The sequence below is a fragment of the Rubrivivax rivuli genome, assembly GCF_004016505.1.
Classification (GTDB): Bacteria; Pseudomonadota; Gammaproteobacteria; order Burkholderiales; family Burkholderiaceae_C; genus Rubrivivax; species Rubrivivax rivuli.
In genome coordinates this window covers 1-16569 of record NZ_SACR01000003.1, presented here as the reverse complement: position 1 = coordinate 16569, position 16569 = coordinate 1, and the positions used below count along the sequence as shown (strand labels likewise).

General features: G+C 63.4%; 11 protein-coding genes and 1 pseudogene. 3 read left to right on the top strand and 9 right to left on the bottom strand.

The window, feature by feature from the left end; translation table 11 throughout:
* Positions 1 to 241: 241 nt before the first annotated feature.
* The gene (locus EOE66_RS08705; protein WP_128228321.1) at positions 242 to 3379 is read right to left on the bottom strand and encodes a type I restriction endonuclease subunit R; all 3138 of its coding nucleotides are present in this window, start codon (positions 3377 to 3379) and stop codon (positions 242 to 244) included.
* Entirely contained in the window at positions 3376 to 3618 is a 243-nt protein-coding gene (locus tag EOE66_RS08700) for a restriction endonuclease subunit S domain-containing protein (protein ID WP_128228320.1), read from the bottom strand. The genes EOE66_RS08705 and EOE66_RS08700 overlap by 4 nt, the downstream gene beginning before the upstream one ends.
* 173 nt (positions 3619 to 3791) lie before the next feature.
* On the opposite strand from EOE66_RS08700, the gene EOE66_RS08695 reads away from it, so the two are divergent.
* On the top strand, positions 3792 to 4757 hold the full coding sequence (locus EOE66_RS08695; RefSeq protein WP_128228319.1) for an IS5 family transposase: 966 nt from the start codon (positions 3792 to 3794) through the stop codon (positions 4755 to 4757).
* Positions 4758 to 4849: 92 nt separating this feature from the next.
* Here the strand turns inward: EOE66_RS08695 and EOE66_RS08690 are convergent, their stop codons facing one another.
* From EOE66_RS08690 to EOE66_RS08665, 7 genes and pseudogenes are all read right to left on the bottom strand, one after another.
* Positions 4850 to 5947, bottom strand: a complete 1098-nt coding sequence (locus tag EOE66_RS08690) for a restriction endonuclease subunit S (protein WP_128228318.1) — start codon at positions 5945 to 5947, stop codon at positions 4850 to 4852.
* Complete coding sequence (locus EOE66_RS08685; RefSeq protein ID WP_128228317.1) at positions 5944 to 7779, bottom strand: type I restriction-modification system subunit M; 1836 nt, start codon at positions 7777 to 7779, stop codon at positions 5944 to 5946. The genes EOE66_RS08690 and EOE66_RS08685 overlap by 4 nt, the downstream gene beginning before the upstream one ends.
* A gap of 145 nt (positions 7780 to 7924) precedes the next feature.
* The gene (locus EOE66_RS08680; RefSeq protein WP_128228316.1) at positions 7925 to 9073 is read right to left on the bottom strand and encodes an ATP-binding protein; all 1149 of its coding nucleotides are present in this window, start codon (positions 9071 to 9073) and stop codon (positions 7925 to 7927) included.
* 52 nt (positions 9074 to 9125) lie between these two features.
* A complete protein-coding gene (locus EOE66_RS08675) occupies positions 9126 to 10142 on the bottom strand; it encodes a tetratricopeptide repeat protein (RefSeq protein WP_128228315.1) in 1017 nt (338 codons plus the stop codon).
* 98 nt (positions 10143 to 10240) lie between these two features.
* Positions 10241 to 12133: a site-specific integrase gene (locus EOE66_RS08670; RefSeq protein ID WP_205702668.1), complete on the bottom strand. Its 1893-nt coding sequence runs from the start codon at positions 12131 to 12133 to the stop codon at positions 10241 to 10243.
* A 140-nt stretch (positions 12134 to 12273) separates the two neighbouring features.
* Positions 12274 to 12612, bottom strand: a complete 339-nt coding sequence (locus EOE66_RS22470) for a WGR domain-containing protein (RefSeq protein WP_375137468.1) — start codon at positions 12610 to 12612, stop codon at positions 12274 to 12276.
* 311 nt (positions 12613 to 12923) lie between these two features.
* Positions 12924 to 13130 (bottom strand): annotated as a pseudogene (locus EOE66_RS08665) (transposase); the annotation flags it as partial.
* Positions 13131 to 14079: 949 nt separating this feature from the next.
* Here EOE66_RS08665 and EOE66_RS08660 point away from each other — a divergent pair.
* Complete coding sequence (locus EOE66_RS08660; RefSeq protein ID WP_128228313.1) at positions 14080 to 14598, top strand: GNAT family N-acetyltransferase; 519 nt, start codon at positions 14080 to 14082, stop codon at positions 14596 to 14598.
* Positions 14599 to 14739: 141 nt separating this feature from the next.
* A complete protein-coding gene (locus EOE66_RS22465; protein ID WP_128228312.1) occupies positions 14740 to 15408 on the top strand; it encodes an energy transducer TonB in 669 nt (222 codons plus the stop codon).
* Positions 15409 to 16569: the final 1161 nt, after the last annotated feature.

The following is a 16569-nucleotide window of genomic DNA, read 5'->3' as shown; positions in this document are numbered from 1 at the left end:
ACCCGTCGAGCCTAGTAGGAGCAGTCGTTCGACCTGGCCGTGACGAGGTTTGACGTGGGTTGAAGGGTCTGCGCCTCCGGCCGCCACCGCGGTCGCCGGCAATGTCAGCAGTACCCCTGTAAGCGGCCGGAGGAGGCGCCACCCGGTGCGAGCTCGAACGACTGCAAGGTGTCCGAGACCGTGAGTTCGAGGGCTGGCGGCGACCGGCCGCAACCGCTGCAACGCCGACGGCCGCAAACCGTCAGCTCAACGGCGATGCCGCATCCCCTCTCCGCTGCCTCAACGCCTGCCACAGCCCGGCCGCGCCGAGCAGCGTTGCCTTCAGTTCCGCCCTGACCGACGGTGACTCCAGCGCTTGCCTGCTCATCAAGCTGTGTGCGTCCATTGCTTCAACGATGGCATTTTCGAGCTCGCGGTCGATGTCAGGCGAGCCGTCGAAACGCTCTTTGGTGTTGTTCACGGCCTGCTCGGCCAGCTTTTCCGACTCCATCAGCTTGCCCTTGATCACGTCGTTGACGTAGACCAGCTTGTCGCCGGGTGTCAGGTCGCCCTCGAACAGATCGTTCACCTTGGCGATGAGTTCGGCCAGTGCGATCTTGGTCTTGTCTTGCACCGCCCCTGATCCGATCTCACTCGTCGGGTCGATCTTGACTGCGTCTCCTGTCGCCAGGCTCAGGTTCGGGTCGCCGATGTTCTTGATGGTGTACGCCGCCAGCTTCAACGCAGAAAGGTCCACCCCCTCACGCTCGCGGCCGAAGGTCAGGAGCGGGTGCAGGAGGCGGAAAAAGATCGACCGCTTCTCCACGTCGGTGTTGCCGTAGTCAAAGATCTGCGACAGGAAGCCGTACATGCGTACGTAGGCGGCGATGTCGCTCTTGAACAGGATCAACGAATCCATCTTGTCTTTGGCGGCCTGGGCCTGCTGATTGCCTGGCGTGGCCGCCTCGAAGGCCTTCTTTGCTTCAGCGTAGGACAGCAGCAGCCGGCTAGCCACCGGTGTAGTGGCGGCGTCCAGCTCAGACTGCTTGGCCTTCTTGCCCTTCAGCGCCACGTTGACAACGCGGTCCACCTCGAAAGGTTCATACAGCGCCTGGCCGTCTAGCTTCGCCTTCAAGGTCAGCACGTTGTCGGGGTCGGTCACGCCTGACAGTTCCGCCGTCTCGTAGTACGGCTTGAACGCGGCCAGGATGTCGGCCGCGTCGTTGACGAAGTCGACGACGTAGGTCTGGTCCTTGCCCGGGTAGCAGCGATTCAGCCGCGACAGGGTCTGCACGGCCTGGATGCCGCCCAGCTTCTTGTCCACGTACATGGCGCACAGCAGGGGCTGGTCGAAGCCGGTCTGGAACTTGTTGGCCACCAGCAGCAACTGGTAGTCCTCGCCCTTGAAGGCGTTGCGGATGTCCTGGCCGTTCAGCCTGGGGTTCAGCTCGTGGCTGTTCTCGGTGAAGGGGTCATGCCCACTCTCCGGGTCGATGACCTCGCCCGAGAAGGCAACCAGCGTGTCGATCTTGTAGCCGTGGTCGGCGATGTACTTGCGCGTGGCCCTTTGCCAGCGCACGGCCTCCTTGCGGCTGCCGGTCACCACCATGGCCTTGGCTTTGCCACCCAGGAGGCCGGCCACATGCTTGCGGAAGTGCTCGACCACCACCTGCACGCGCTGCGCGATGTTGTACTCGTGCAGCCGCACCCAACCCATGATGCCCTTCATGGCTTCCGACTTGTCCACCTCGGCAGACTCGATCAGCTTGCCGTTGTGGGCCAGTGAGAAGGCAATCTTGTAGGAGGTGTAGGTCTCCAGCACGTCCAAGATGAACTTCTCCTCGATGGCCTGCCGCATCGAGTAAACGTGGAAGGGTGCCGGGATGTTGTCGGGTGCCGGCTTGCGACTGGGGTCAGGCCGTGTGCCGAACAGCTGCAGCGTCTTGTCTTTGGGCGTGGCCGTGAACGCCACGAAGGTGATGCCCGCGTTCTCGTCGTCGCCAGCCTTGGCCGCCATCTGCGCAGCCAGCACCTCTTCGGCGCTGACGGTGCCGCCGTCGATCAGCTCGGCCATCTCGGCTGCGCTGAGCACCAGCTTCAGCTTCGCGGCGGTTTCGTTCGACTGCGACGAATGCGCCTCGTCGGCGATGACCGCGAAGCGCTTCTTCTTGGTGGCGGCCAGCTTGCGCACCTCCTCCAGCGCGAAGGGGAAGGTCTGCAGCGTGCACACCACGATCTTCTTGCCGCCCGAAAGCGCCTCGGCCAGTTCTTTGCTCTTGCTGGCACCCTCGCCCTTGATCACCGCCACCACGCCCGCCGTACGCTCGAAGGACATGATGGCTTCGCTGAGTTGGTCGTCCAGCACCGTGCGGTCCGACACCACGATGACCGTGTCGAAGACCTTCTGGTCTGCAGCGTCGTGCAGGTCAGCCAGACAGTGGGCGGTCCAGGCGATCGAGTTCGTCTTGCCTGAGCCGGCTGAATGCTGGATTAGGTACTTGCCCCCCGGGCCTTCTGCGGTCACAGCCGCCACCAGCTTGCGCGTGACAGTGAGCTGGTGGTACCGCGGGAAGATCCAGCCCACCAGCTGCTTCTTGGCGTTCTTCACCGGAACTAGGTAGCGCCCAAGGATCTGCAGGAAGCTGTCGCGCTGCCAGATCTCCTTCCACAGGTAGTCGGTGGCGATGCCGGCCGGGTTCGGCGGGTTGCCCGCCCCGCCGGCGTTGCCCTGATTGAACGGCAGGAAGGTGGTGTCCAGGCCGGCCAGCCGGGTCGTCATCTCGGCCGCCGCGTTGCTCACGGCGAAGTGCACTAGCGCCCCGCCAGGGAAGGCCAGCAGCGGCTCGGCCACGTTCTTGGGCTTGAAGAACGGTTCACGGTCGGTCTTGTACTGGTAGACCGCGTCCTGCACGCCCTGCGTGTAGTGGCTCTTCAGCTCGGCCGTGGCCACCGGGATGCCGTTGACGAACAGCACCAGGTCGATGCTGTTTTCATGGTGGACGGAGTAGTGCACCTGACGCACCACGCGCAGCCGGTTGGCGGCGTACCTGGCCTGCAGGTCGGCGTTCATGGCAAGAGCGGGCTTGAACTGGCACATGGCCACCGCGTGTTTGAGGCCGATCATCTCGAAGCCCTGGCGCAGCACCGCCAGCGCGCCCTGGCTATCCAGCGCCTTGCGCAGGCGCTCGGCGACCACCTTGGCTGCGGCGGCACCGTGGCTCTTATGTATCGCTTCCCAGGCTTTGGGCTGGCTGGCCTGGATCCAGGCCACGGCGTCATCAACGAACAGCGCCTGCGGGCGGTCGTAGCGGCCAGCATCGGCGGCGTCGTAGAGCCAGCCCGCCGCCTTCAGGTCGGCGCAGATCTCATCTTCGAGGTGGATTTCCTTGTGGATGCTCATGCGGCTACTTCCTCTGCGTGCAGCGACAGGCTACAGACGTCGATCTTGCCGGTAACAGCGGCGGATATCAGGGCGGCGCGGCGTTCCTGGAGAAGGGCTATGGCCGTCTCCGCTTCTTTCGCTAGCAACTCGAACCTGTTGGATTTGTCCGCCACTTCAGCGACGATCCGGAGTTGCTCATCGAGGGGAGGAACGGCGATATGGATGTCTGCAAGCGTTCCAATATTGATGACATCCATCGTGCCGCCCCTGCTCGCGAGCGCGAATTGCTCGAACGTGACATTGCTACGAAGCACCGTGCAGAGATATTCAGGGCTTGCTAGTGGGCCGACGCGGAGCCTTAGGGACAGTCTGCAAAACCTCTCGTCATTCCGACTGGCGCACGGCTTGACGGCGTTGGACGATGCAAGGCATGGATCAGATGACGTTTGGACTGGACCCACTGCCCAAGAAGACCCGCAAGGAGGTCTTCCTCGACGAGATGAACCAGGTCGTGCCCTGGGCCGCGTTGGTTGAGCTGATCCGGTCCCATGCCCGAGGTGCGCACCAGGCGCTGGGCGGTCGACCTCCGTTCCCCATCGAGACCATGCTGCGCATCCACTGCTTGCAGCTCTGGTGGAACCTCAGCGATCCGGCAATGGAAGAGGAGTTGCACGAGCGACCGCTGTACCGCCGTTTCGCCGGCCTCGAAGGCGCCGCGCGTATGCCCGACGAGACCACCATCCTGCGGTTCCGGCACCTGCTGGAGAAGCACGAACTCGCGCCTCAGGTGCTGGGCACCATCAACGCGGGCTTGGCCAAGCATGGCCTGATGCTCAAGACCGGCACCGTGGTAGACGCCACCATCATCGCCGCGCCGAGTTCGACCAAGAACAAGAGCGGCGAGCGCGATCCCGAGATGCACCAGACCAAGAAGGGCAAGCAATGGCACTTCGGCATGAAGGCGCACATCGGGGTGGATGCCGAGTCGAGGCTGGTGCACACGGTCATTGGCACTGCGGCCAACGTCAACGACGTGACGCAGGCCGGCGCGCTCTTGCACGGGCAAGAGACTGCAGCGTTTGGTGACGCCGGCTACCGTGGAGTGGACAAGCGACCGGAGGCCCAGGGGCCGACCTGGTTCGTGGCCATGCAGCCGGGCAAGCGCAAGGCGTTGGACACGACCAAGAAGTGGGCGCGGTTGCTGGAGAAAGCTGAACAGATCAAGGCCAGCGTGAGGGCCAAGGTCGAGCACCCGTTCCGCGTCGTCAAGCAGCAGTTCGGCCATACCAAGGTGCGCTACCGCGGCCTGGCCAAGAACACCGCGCGGCTGACGATGCTGTTCGCGCTGAGCAATCTGTGGATGGCTCGGCGGCAAGTCCTCGGAGCGCGGGGATGAGTGCGTCTGCGATCCAGCGCAAGGCAGCCGAAGGGCTCGAAATCACGAGCTGCGCGAAGCGCCTCGCGCTCAGCACCTCGACAGATTCCGCATCACGGCATGCCAGCCACAAAGCCAACCCCACCGCGCGTTCTGCGCGGGGTTTTGCAGACTCTCCTTAGCAGGCGCGGATTGATGATTCCAGCCTCGATGCCCGACGGAACCAGTGCAATCTTTCCAAAGGTACCAACGCAACTGATCAAGATGTCGCCAGGGCGTGTCTCGTACTGCCTTAGCTCCGCGAACTTGTCAGCAGTGATGTAGTAGTCGCCAACTGAGAAGTCGCCGGGAATAACTTGCTCCTGTCCGTACACGCGATACCCGGAGTCGACGTACTGATCCTTAGTAAGCGCTGAACCAAACGGGCCTGCCTTGATGCTGTCTGTAATGAGCTTGAGGCGCAGAACACGCCAATGCGCCGGCACCTTCCCCAACCACGCCACCCCTGAATCCCGCATTGGCACGTCCGCATTCAGCCCCTTGGTGATGGCCTGCGAGATCACCGCATGGCGCTTCTCTTTCAGCAGGTTGATCAGGCGCTGCTGCTCTTCGACCAAAGCATCGATCTTGGCCGCTTCGTTCTGAACGAAGGCGACTAGGGCCTGCTGCTCTTTGAGCGGAGGGACCGCGATGAACATGCCAGTGATCGCTGCTTGGCCAATGTTCAACATGGAGCTGCTTGCTCCGGAAGCCGTCGCTTCTATCACCCCTCGTGCTGCAGGTGTCGACAGGGAACTGGCAAGGAACGCTGCATCACACCTCTGCTCATCGACCCTGAGCCGATAGAGCTTGTCGCAGAGCATGAGCCATTCATAGTCGCGTTCGGCCACGGCCACGCTGCCGACCAACTCCCGGGTGTTGGCTCTCGATACAAGCACGTCCCCTCGGCGAATCGAAAGATCGGGTAGCGGTTCGAGAGTCGATGGGAGTGCCTTGTTCTCAGACGGATCGAACGATCCGCCATTCACGCAACCCACCTTGAGGACACCCCACTGTCCGGCATCGGCCGGATAGTTCTCGCACTGCGGGCTCCAGCCTTGAATGACCGATTTCAAGCAGCGCTTCACGGGGACGATCTCCCAGTGTTCCGGGACATCGCCCAGTTGCTCGATGCGCGAATGCTTGTAGGCCGGATATGGAGGAAAGCTCATGCCGACAGCCCCTCGATCATGGCCTTGATGCGGTCGGTGACCTTCTTCAGGTCGGTGTCGATCTCGGCCAGCTCGCGCGGCGGCTCAAAGACGTAGAAGTGCCGGTTGAACGGAATTTCGTAACCGACCTTGGTCTTCTCGTGGTCGATCCAGGCGTCCGGTGCATGAGGGAGCACCTCGCGCTTGAAAAACCTATCTACGTCTTCTGACAGCGGCACGTTCTCGGCGTCGCGCAGGCTGCTGTCAGGCTGAGGCTTGCCCTTGAGCTTGCCTTTCTCACCCAGGATGAGCTTGCCGGCTTCGTCGCGCAGGGGCCGCTCCACCGTGATCGTCCGGTAGCCGAAGTCCTCGTTGCGGAAGATGCGCGAGACCGGCACCCCCCTCACCTTGCCGCCGGCGGGTGCGCCGGGCAGCGTCTCGCCGTCCATCAGCACCTGGCGGCCGACTTCCTTGCCGTCTGCGCCCACCACCGTCACCAGGCTGGCTTCGACGAAGTCGCCGAACATCTTGGTCACCTGGGCGATGTGCTCGTCACTCATCTCCTTGCGCTTCGAGCCCAGGGTCTTGCGCATCTTCTGCCAGAAGCTTGAGGCGTCGATGAGCTGCACGTAGCCCTTGCGGTCCTCGGGCTTGCGGTTGCTCAGGATCCAGATGTAGGTGCTGATGCCGGTGTTGTAGAACATGTCCGTGGGCAGCGCGACGATGGCCTCGACCAGGTCGTTTTCCAGGACGTAGCGCCTGATCTCGGACTCGCCCGAACCGGCTCCGCCGGTAAACAGCGGTGAGCCGTTGAGCACGATGCCGACACGGCTGCCGCCTTGCACGGCCGGGCGCATCTTGCTGAGAAGGTGCAGCAGGAACAGCAGCGAGCCGTCCGACACGCGGGGCAGGCCGGGCCCGAAGCGGCCGGTGTAGCCCTGCTTCTCGTACTCGTCGCGGATGGCCTTCTCGATCTTTTTCCACTCCACGCCGAAGGGAGGGTTGGACAGCATGTAGTCGAACAGCTTGCCCAGCAGGCCATCGTCACTGAGCGTGTTGCCGAGGATGATGTTGCTGATGTCCTGGCCGCGGATCAGCATGTCGGCCTTGCAGATCGCGTGCGACTCGGGGTTCAGCTCCTGGCCGAAGAGCGTCAGCCGGGCCTTTGGGTTCAGCTCGGCCAGGTACTCGCCCGCCACCGACAACATGCCGCCGGTGCCGGCAGTCGGGTCGTACATCGTGCGCACCACGCCCGGCTTGGTCAGGGCGTCGCTGTCCTCGATGAACAGCAGGTTCACCATCAGGCGGATCACCTCGCGCGGGGTGAAGTGTTCGCCGGCGGTCTCGTTGGAGATCTCGGCGAACTTGCGGATCAGCTCCTCGAAGACCAGGCCCATCTGCATGTTGTCCACTGAGCTGGGGTGCAGGTTGAAGCCGGCGAACTTCTCGGTCACCAGGTACAGCAGCTTGGCCTTGTGCAGCCGCTCGACCGTTGCCGCGAAGTCGAAGTGCTCGAAGATCGAACGCACGTCGGGCGCGAAACCCTGGATGTAGCTGTCCAGGTTGGCGCGGACGTTGTCCTGGTCGCCCATGAGCTTGCCCATGTCCAGCGACGAGACGTTGTAGAAGTCCAGGCCCGCCTTGCGCTTGACGAAGGGCTCGAAGGCGATGCCCGCGGCCTGCTTTGCGGCGTACTCCTTGAGCACCTCAGCCTTGGTGGGCGCAAGCACGCAGTCCAGGCGGCGGAGCACGGTGAACGGCAGGATCACTCGGCCGTACTCGCTTTGCTTGAAGTCGCCGCGCAGGAGGTCGGCGACGGACCAGATGAGGGAGGAGAGTGCTTGTTGGTTCATGCGGGCGGGTCGTGTCGTGGAGCCGGCGAAGCAGGCTTGACGTTCGTTGGTCTCAGGTTGGCGACTTCATGGACGCCTTACCACCTGGGTTTGCTTCAACAGTGGCCAGGGTATCTACCTAGGCCGACGCGGAAGCCATACCCCGTCAGGGCACGGTATCCAGCAAGCCGTGCTGCCGCATCAATTCGGCGAGTGATGCCTCTTCCAAGGCGTACACCCCCCGGGCGGCTCGCCACACCAGCGCTTTGTCTTGCAGAGCAATCAAGGCCTGCTGCACGGCGGGCACGTCTGCCCTGCCCTCGCCCTCTGGGCTGGCTGCTTGCAACACAGCTTGGTAGTCGCGGAGGGTGGCCGCCTCAAAGGGCGCGTAGTCCCCGCCCCGCTTGGCCAGGACCTTCAAGACCGCCGACTGAAGCGGAGTGAGGCTGTGGACCACGCGCAAAAGTTCGTCGTTGCTGGCCTTGATTTGCACTTCAACTGCGCCGGCGAAGCGCTCAGGCACTTCTGCCGGCGCCAGGCCGAACTCGAAACGCAGAGCATCGGCTGCGGAGCCCAACAGCTCTGGTCGGTGCGCGGCGCGATCGAACAAGGCCGCGACGCTGTCAACGTCAAGGGACGCCGCCAAGGCAACGCGCTCGCAAAACCAGGCCACGTAGTCGCGCCCGAGGGGCGGAAAACTCACCAGCGGCGCGCCGTAGAAGGCCTGGTCTCGGCTGTTGCGCAGCATGGCCAGCTTGTCGCGGTTGGAGCCCGTCGCTACAACGCGCAGGCCTTTGTGTCGGCTGCTGTTGAGCTCGTCTCGGGCCGCCTTCAGGGCAAAGAGCGCGTCGTTGCCGCGCTCGCTGGTGATGGCGTGCTGAGCTTCGTCGACGATCAGCACGATGACTTGCCCGGTTTCATCAGACAGCGCGGCTAGGGCGGCCGACAGCGAGATGCCGTCGCCCAGACCCACCTTGTCCAGTGAGAAGGCCATGTCGCCTACCGACACCTTCTCCATGCCGGCAGACCGTGCCAGGCGCTTGAGCACGCCGTCGTGGCGCGAGAGCTCGGCTCGTACCGAGTTCACGATGACATCGCCAGGGTCGGCCCTGCGGTCTTCCCAGAGGTCGACGTAGACCACGAGCGCACCGCGCTTTTCGAGCTGGGGGCGAAGGTCTTCGCGCAGGAAGGTCGACTTGCCCGTGCGCCGGGGCGCCGCCAGAAAGAGACCCGAACCCGAGGCCGAGGTGGGCGCCAGGAAAAGCACCTTGCTCGCGAGGTCTGCAGCGAGCGCCTCTCGGTGAAACACCTCCATGCCGGCCTCCAGGCTTTGGCTACTTATAGACGATTATAGAAAACTATAGACGTCAGCCGATATCCGGCTGCTCAGGCATCCAGGGCCAGACCTCGCGGCCCTGGCGATCGAGCTTGCGCACCACCAGCGCGGTGGAGATCGTGTCGTCGACGGCAGCTTCCAGCGCGTGCATCCGGTCAACCAAGATACTGCGCTCACGAAACTCGCGTTCCCACTGCAGGGCCTCTCTGCAGGCCAGCACGGCAGCGCGCTCCTGCAGTACCTGCGAACTGTTGAACAGCCAGCGCAGAAACGCCAGGAAACTGATTCGCTGTTCCCACAGAGCGCCGTAGGCGTTCACGTAGCTATGGGCGGTGGCTGGTTCCTCAAAGTTGCTGCTGTGCCAGATGGCCAGGGGTTGCGGTTCGATGGTGCCGCACAGTGCCTCGGCGATGTACGGGTTGGCCAAGAAGGCCCGCCGCAGGGCGGTGGCAGCGCTTACCCATTGCCGGTTCATGAGATGGAGCAGACCCAGCTCGTACTGATAAGGCGGGTAGTTGGCCGCCTCAGGCTCCATGGCGACTTGCGCGGCTTCTATCCGGCCGGCCCGCAGAAGCTCTGAGCCATACAGGTAGCGCACGCCTTGGTTGTCGGCGGGGTTCAAGCTCAGCATGCGCTCGGCGAACGCCGCGGCATCTTTGTGGCGCCCCAGCCGCACCGAAGCCAGCAGCGCGCCGTGCAGGGTACGCAGGTAGGGTCTGTTTTCAAGGAGGCCCCAGGGCAACTGGCCGGCGAAGCCCTCTGGAATCAGCCTGTTGGCGGCCGCGAGGCCAGCCAAGCTGGCGTCGAGCGCCTTCTTGGGCTTGCCCTGCTCAATCCAGGCGTAGGCCAGGTGGGCGTGCGCGTCTGTGAAGTCGGGTTCTTCGGCGATAAGCTTCTGCAGCGACTTGGTATAGCCGGCCGAGGTCAGCGCGCCCTGCTCTTTTGGGTCGAGCAGGCCGTCCAGTTCGGCCACGAGGCCGTCGAAGAGTTCGTCGGGGAAGCTGAAGCTGCAAGTGTCGGCATCGATGTTTCGGAACTGAGCGGGCATTTGGCGGCGGGGCTGGGCTGCGGACTGGCAGAGTCTCACCGAAGTGGCGGTCGGCCACGACCAACGCCGACCAACGGAAAAACTCCCCTGCCCCAGAGCTACGAAGCTCGGACGTCCCAGAAGCGCTGCATGCTCTTCAAGCGGCGCGCGGCCTCGGTGGTGACATAGACCGTGGTGGTAGCCAGCGATGCGTGACCGAGGTTTTGCTGGGCCTCCTGTACGCTGACCCCACTGGCAAGTGCATGGCTGGCGTGCGTGTGTCGTAACCAGTGGGTGCTGGCACGGGCCAATCGCTCTGCGGCAGCATGCTCGCCGGCGGCCTTTTTCGCCGACGCGCAGGCCGCGAAATGCGCCTTGAGCTGCTTGTAGAGCGTTGACTCGCCGATGCCGCCATCAACTCCCGAGGCGTTGCTCTGAGCCAGCGCCGGTGCGCGTTCAGCGATGTCGACCGCACCGGCCAAGAGGTAGGCGCCGCGCACCGCCGGCAGAGACATATCACCTGACAGGCCGCGGTGCTGCAGGTAGGCCTGAATCTGATTCACCAATCCGTCTGGCACCGGCACCTCGCGCAGGCGCTGCCCCTTGCCCAACACGGTGAGCATCCAGCCCCGCACGTGCTGCTGCGCATCGGCGTCGAAGTATTCAACCTGCTGCAAGTCACCGACACGCGCACTGACGAGCTCGGCCGTCCGAAGGCCGGTGAAGTACAGCAGGTCCAGAGCGAGACGCAGCCGGATCGCGGCCGAGTGCGGCCCTGCCTGCGCAGCCCGCTCGCGCACGAAGGCCCACTGGGCGGCAGTGAGGCTGCGTGACGCGTCAAGGCCAGGCCGCGCGGCACGAGGAACGGGCACCGCAGACCACGGGTTGCCCATCAGGTAGTTCTGATCAACAAGGAAGCCGTACAGATTCTTCAGGATCGAGATAGCCTGGCGCTGCGCCGCAGCCGAGAGCGCCCCCTCAAACGGGCGCCACAGCGGCGACCACCTCTCCCGCGCCCTAGGGCCGCACCAGCGCGCACGCGGCTGAGGGTCAACCAGGAACGCTGCGTATTCGATGCAGTCTTCCGACGTCATCGACGACAAGGGCTTGGCGCGCTGCACGATTGCCCAAAGCAAGAAGCGCTCTGCCTCCTTGCGGTAGGCGCGTTGAGTGTGGGAGAGCGCGGAAGACATGACCGGGCCGCCCTGACCGCCCTGGCGCTGACCTTGGGGTGCTGACGCCGATCTACCCTTGGCCTGCAGCCACACCAGCACGGCATCGAGATCGGTGTCGGCCTGCATGAGACAGTGGTCGCGCGGCCGGCGGAACCTGCCCTGCTGTCCATCAAGCTCAGCGGGGACGATGAGCTTTTCCAGCGGGCGGATGTCGGTGGCGGGTGAGACAACGCAGGCCAGCGCTGCTGAGGCAACGTCGCGGCGGGCGGCGATGGCGTGAACGCCGAAGCTGACGCCGATGGTGTTTGCATGGGCGGCAACCCAAGCCGCGATCCTCTGGGACTTCAGTGGACCGATGCCGCGGATGCTTCGTGCCCAGTTCTTGCCGATTCCATTGATGCGCTCGGCGAGCTGGGCCAGCGTAAAGAGATCCACGGCGTTCAGGAAACTGGCCAGCTCCGGCCGTAGCCAAGACGCGATCGCGTCGCCGGGCGCCGGCTCTCGGGCCGCCACCTCTTCCAGCCATCGCAGGGCAGCCAGCTGCCGCTGAAGCAGTTTGGCCTTTCGCCTCAGTCGTGCAGAGGCTCGGCCATAACGGCCCTCGAAGGCCGCCACCTGATCAGACTCACGCTCGTCCTCCAGCCCTGCTTCTTCGGCGAACTGTGCCAGGCTGGGCAGACTGGGGGTTGATTGCACCAGACGCTGGACATCCAGGCGCAGCAGCCTGGCGGTTCCAGGGCGCTCTTCCCGCTTGGCCGCGGCGGCGAGCTCGGCGCGGATCCACGCGACGGTGGCGGGCACCAGGCGAAGGTCCGAGCGCTGGCCTTCGACCGTCATGTACCTGTCCCAGAGGGGCTCGGCGTCAAGGCCTTCGATCAGGCCTCGGAAGAATGCGAAGTGGTCTCGGCTGAGGTGCCTCGCACGAGCGGGTGCGCCCCGAGGGGTGCTGGCAACAGGCACTCTGATGGGGTGGATGGTCATCTGGCCGCTGCGCCGTTTGAGATCGCGCCCACGCCAGCAACCTGCATATAGCCGCGGCGTTCGCGGTGGCGGCACAGCTGGGCCAGAGCGGCAAGCCCAGATTGCTTGTCTCGCGCAGGCAGAACTTGCTGGCCGCCACGGGCGCTTTCCAAAGCACCCCAGACCTTCCAGAGCTCCCAGCCACCGAACAGGTCGCGTTGGACGACGGCCTCGTAGTAGCGGCGTCTATGGCGGTTCTCCCACCGGACACGGATTGCCGTCGATGCAGCCGGTGTCGACCCGCATACAGCTGGGCCTGCGATGTAGGCAGCCCGGCCTTTTACAGCTGAGTTCATGGAGCCCCCTCCTCGATCCCGACAGCCGGACAAAAACTGCCACCTGGAAACCCTGTCAGTCCAGAATCGCCCAGAAGCTGGATTTTTCGACGCATCATGATTATGTGCGTAATCATGATGTGGAAGCTTACAGAGATTGGACCGCCGGCGATGCCGGACACGTCCCTGCATGGAAGTCGCTGGCCGTCGGGTGTCCCGCCTGGACGTCGCCATCACTCCGCGGTCATCCGAAGTTCCCGACCAAGAAGCGCGGCCATGCTGAGGATTCAGCTAGCGCTTTGGGTAGATGCCATCGCATCCATCGCTGGCTACGACAGCGCGAACCACTGCTGCAGGCAGTGGATGCGCAGCATTGTCTCGATGCCGAACGGCAGTTGTCTCGGCTTGGCCCTGTAGTAGACCGGCTCCACCACCCACATGAGTGCCGTCCACGGCACCACGCGCTTCATCTCATCAAGGGACTCGCGCTTGCGCGTCCTCACAGTCGACAGGTTCGGGCCGAGTCCGAGCTGCTTCATGATTGTCCTCGTCAACCCACCGGGGGCCTCAATCCAGACGGACCGGCCCGCGGTTTTGCAGACTTTCCGTAGATCTCAACAAGACTACCTATGCGCCCCCGTCAAAACAGCGGATTCGCAGCACATGAGGCACCCTATCGCTTACCCTGAGTCTTTGTCGTCGGCGACCGGCGTCCCGACGACAATCGGTAGCTACCGGTAGCCACCCCTGCGGCAGAAAACACGTTAGGCCTCACCAAAACTACCTATGCGCTCCCTCGCCCAAACAGCCGGTTTGCAGCACTTGAGGCACCTTATCGCTTTCCCTGAGTCTTTGTCGCCGTCGACCGGCGTCACGACGACAATCGGTAGCTACCGGTAGCCACCCCTGCGGTAGAAAACACGTTAGGCGTCACAAACCACTCTTTGCTCGGCTCCAGCATGCCCAAGAACCGGACCGCACATACGAATGCGAAGCAGCTGCAGCGCTATCTGTTTCCACACGCCTGCTTCGGTTGCCGCAAAGTCTTTCGCAAACCGTACAGCGAAACGGGCCGAGTCTGCCCTGAGTGCGCAACGCCTATGACCATACTTGGTCGGAAGTTCCATACTCCAAAGTCAGCGGACCGAGCGCAATGGAAAAAGGTTCAAGTCTTGGTCGAGCATGGCTTTACCTTTGACTCCGTCTACCGAGCCACAGAATCAGGCGGTAAGGTAGCTGTCCCGTACCCGAGAACACTGGCTGAAGTCCCGGCCTTCGTCGCGGAGTTCCAGGGCCAAGCACGAGCAGTCAGACAAGTTCGCCCCGGAAGCTGTCGAAGTGACGCCTAACCCCTCGCTCAGCCCCCGACCCGCTACGGCATGCGTCGTAAGCCCGGCGCCCGCCGCTCTTAGCATCATCGGTCACCGGGCTTACGCCACCTGCCTCCGCGGTCGGGGTTAGCTCGAACGTTAGGCCGCGCAAGCAAACATGTCAGCACTCGCCGCTTCAGTGAAGACCAAGCGCTTAGTGCTGGAGCCGTTTGAGCGTACGGACGCAATGCATCTCTTCGGCTTCATGGCTGACGCAGCAGCTATGCAACACACCTATGTCGCGCCGTCCTACCAGCACTGCCTTGGACGTCTGCAATCGTATGAAGCAACACGCGACATGCTTGGCTTCGCACCATGGGTGGTCCGCACGGCGCAAGACGGTCAGGTCATCGGTTGGGGCGGTCTCAGCATCGATCCGCTGGAACCAGAGTGGGGCCTGGAGGTCATCTACGCCTTTGCACCGAGCTCGTGGGGTCTCGGGTATGCGACCGAGCTCGTTCACGCATCGCTGGGCTTTGCATTCGGGAACCTCGGTGTCCACGAAGTCCACGCCTTTGCAAAGCCGGAGAACACGGCCTCAGCGCGAGTGCTGCAGAAGTGCGGCTTCTCTCTGCAAGGCTATGAGCCGGCTCTCGCGAGGAACCACTTTGTTGCTGCAAGTACGCGCGCGGCCTAACCCCTCGCTCAGCCCCCGACCCGCTACGGCAGGCCAGCTTGCCCGTGCGGCGCGCTGGTTTATGCTGCACCGCACGGGCAAGCCGTCCTGCCTCCGCGGTCGGGGTTAGCTCGAACGTTAGGCTTCACCAACAGGAACCTTATGGCATCGAAGTCTTCAGATACCTTGCTCCGGGCACTGGTTGCCTCAATAGCGTCAATGACTGTCGCACCCGCCTTATCGCAGGTGAATCTGCGCCCGCCAAACATATCCATCGAGCATCAATCCTGCCAGCTAAACAGCGAACGAGCGCTTAACGTCGCGCCGTCGCCCGGCCTCCTTCTCTTGTCCTACGTAGCGTCGGCTGAGAGCGGACTTCAGTCAACACAGGTTGTAGTTTCTTCTGGCGATCCGAAGTTTGATGCAGAGGTGGAAGCTCGCCTCAAGGCCTGCCGATTCCTCGGGCGCGCCAACTCAGACCCTAAGTCAAACCTTCAGGGTCTCGTCGCCATCCCAATTCGAACCAACTCTGCGCGTGAACCGAACCGTCGCCCCGCGATGTTGAACGTAGCGAACTGCGCGCCTACGGCCCAGCACTACCCAGAGGCATCAGCCAAGAATGGCGAGCAAGGAACCACCCTCATCAGGTTCTACCTAACAGCGGATGACACAATCTCCCGCGCCGAGATTAGATCTTCCAGTGGTTTCGGTCGACTTGATGCTACAGCCCTGTACATGCTCAGTCAGTGCCAGTTTCGGTCTGCAACCTCACCGACTGGAGACCGTATTCCCTCTACTTTCGATGCCGAATACGTGTGGCGTCTCCAGTGAAGCCTAACCCCTCGCTCAGCCCCCGACCCGCTACGGCAGGCGTTGTAAGCCCGGTCCGCGCCAGCGGTAGCATCATCGCGAACCGGGCTTACAACGCCTGCCTCCGCGGTCGGGGTTAGCTCGAACGTTAGGCGTCACAAACCACTCTTTGCTCGGCTCCAGCATGCCCAAGAACCGGACCGCACATACGAATGCGAAGCAGCTGCAGCGCTATCTGTTTCCACACGCCTGCTTCGGTTGCCGCAAAGTCTTTCGCAAACCGTACAGCGAAACGGGCCGAGTCTGCCCTGAGTGCGCAACGCCTATGACCATACTTGGTCGGAAGTTCCATACTCCAAAGTCAGCGGACCGAGCGCAATGGAAAAAGGTTCAAGTCTTGGTCGAGCATGGCTTTACCTTTGACTCCGTCTACCGAGCCACAGAATCAGGCGGTAAGGTAGCTGTCCCGTACCCGAGAACACTGGCTGAAGTCCCGGCCTTCGTCGCGGAGTTCCAGGGCCAAGCACGAGCACTCAGAAAAGTTCGCCCCGGAAGCCGTCGAAGTGACGCCTAACCCCTCGCTCAGCCCCCGACCCGCTACGGCAGGCGTTGTAAGCCCGGTCCGTGCCAGCGGTAGCATCGTCACGCACCGGGCTTACAACACCTGCCTCCGCGGTCGGGGTTAGCTCGAACGTTAGGCCGCACACAGCGGGCATCGGCGGTCGAACCACCTCGACGTTCCGAGATGCCCGCCGCGTTCAAATCCAAGCGCCGGGTTAAGCGTGCTCCGGTCAGAGGTCAGCGCACAAAACCTGCGCACGCCAACGTAGCTAGGCGCTCCGCGGCGAGCGCCCAAGAAGTCCACCGTTCATGTCAGCGCTGTGCGGGATCCGCCATCTCCTGGCCTCGTTCTCGCGTCAGCCAGTCCGTCGTCTCGCCGCCGGGAACGGAGCTGTGCAGCCCACGAACTCCGTCAGCGGCGGCGAAGAAGCCCTCAGGCTTCGCAGTTGCGCCGCGCTGAGGGTTCAGCAAAGGTCACGGGTCGCCACCTTCGCAGCGTCCGGCGTGCGGCCTAACCCTTCGCTCAGCCGCGACCCCACACGGCAAGGCGCTTGGGCGGCGCGGCGCCTTGGTCTATGCTGCGCCACGCCGCCCAAGCGCCTTGCCGCGCGGGTCGCGGTT